Consider the following 1,669-nt stretch of genomic DNA (forward strand, 5'->3'; position numbering starts at 1 on the left):
CGCACGGCGGACGCGCTGCTCGCGCTCGGCCGGCGCGGGCGCGGCGCCGCCGCGGCCGACCTCGGGTTCGCCGGGCTGGTGATCGGCGGCGACCGCGCCGACGTCGACGGCTACCTGGCCCGGGTGCTCGGGCCGCTGACCGACTACGACGACCGGCGCGGCAGCGACCTGCTCGGCACGCTCGCCGCCTGGTTCGCCGCCGCCGGCAGCCATCGGGCGGCGGCCGCGGAGCTGCACGTGCACCCGAACACCGTGGCGCAGCGGCTGGGGCGGATCGCGGCCCTGCTGGGCGAGGACTGGCAGGAACCGGAGCGGGTGCTCGAACTGCAGCTCGCGCTGCGGCTGCGGCGATTGCGCAGGAACGGCTGACGATTGGCGCCGGAATCGTGGTACAAAGAAAGGCTCTGACATCTTTCAATGTCAGAGCCTTTCTGGTTGATTCCATTGTACCGGAGGATCGCACATTGTCCACCCCGTTGCTCGACCTGGAAGCCGACCGGCGCGATGTCGCCCGCTTCTACCGCGAGCTGGACGCCCAGCGCGAGGCCGCGCAGGCCGAACTGACCGCCCGGCTGCGTGGCGGCAGCGGCAGCTCCCCCGGCGAGCGCGCCACCCACGAGGCCGCCGCGCGCGACCTGCGCGCCCGGATCTCCCGGCTCGGCGCCGGGCGCGACGGGCTGTGCCTGGGCTGGGTCGAGGACACCGCGGGCGAACGCACGCACGTCGGCCGGATCGGGCTGCTCGACAGCGACTTCGAGGTGCTGGTCGTCGACTGGCGGGCGCCGGCGGCCCGGCCGTTCTACACCGCCACCCCGGCCCACCCCGAGGGCCTCGTGCACCGCCGGCACCTGCGCACGCGCGGCCGGGAGGTGCTCGGCGCCCACGACGACCTCACCGGCGGCCGGGGCGCCGACCTGGCCCTGCTGGACGCCGTCGACGCGCCGCGCACCGGCGCGATGCGCGACATCGTGGCGACCATCCAGCGCGAGCAGGACGAGATCATCCGGCTCGACCCGCCCGGCACGCTGGTCATCGAGGGCGGGCCGGGCACCGGGAAGACCGCCGTCGCCCTGCACCGGGTCGCCTACCTGCTCTACACGCGGCCCGTCCTGGCCCGCCGCGGTGTGCTGGTCATCGGGCCGCACCCGCGGTTGCTGCACTACATCGACCAGGTGCTGCCCGCACTCGGCGAGTCCGACGTCGTGTTCGCGACCGTGGGCTCGCTGCTGCCCGGCCTCGCCACCACGGCGACGGATCCGGCGGCCGCGGTGAAGGGCTCGCTCGCGATGGTCGAGGTGCTCTCCGCGGCCGTCGGCGACCGCCAGGAGCTGCCCGACGAGCCGATCGCGATCGAACTGGACGACGTCACCGTCGAGCTCGACCGCGCGATCGCCGAACGCGCCCGCGCGCGGGCCCACGCCACCGGCGCCCTGCACAACGAGGCCCGGCCGGTGTTCCGCGCCGCCGTCCTCGACGCGTTGGCCGAGCAGGCCGTCGACCGGAGCGGCGAGGGCTGGCTGGCCCCGCGCGAGGCCCCGGACCTGGCCGCCGAGCTGCGCGCCGACGCGCGCGCCGAGCTGCGCGCCTCCCCCGCCTTCCACGTCGCCGTCGACGCGCTGTGGCCCGCGCTCACCCCGGCGCGGCTGCTGGCCGAGCTGTGGACGTCGCC

Annotated in this window: 2 protein-coding genes; both read left to right on the plus strand. The window is 76.0% G+C overall.

Going from position 1 to position 1,669, the window contains the following annotated elements:
• Window positions 1-369 (plus strand): helix-turn-helix domain-containing protein (locus tag KIK08_RS38870; RefSeq protein WP_214408307.1); only part of this gene is annotated, 369 nt, incomplete at its 5' end.
• A 95-nt stretch (window positions 370-464) separates the two neighbouring features.
• The coding region (locus tag KIK08_RS38875) for a HelD family protein (protein WP_328516862.1) at window positions 465-1,669 on the plus strand (1,205 nt) is incomplete at its 3' end.

It is taken from the genome of Pseudonocardia lacus, assembly GCF_018531445.1.
In the GTDB taxonomy this organism is placed as follows: Bacteria; Actinomycetota; Actinomycetes; order Mycobacteriales; family Pseudonocardiaceae; genus Pseudonocardia; species Pseudonocardia lacus.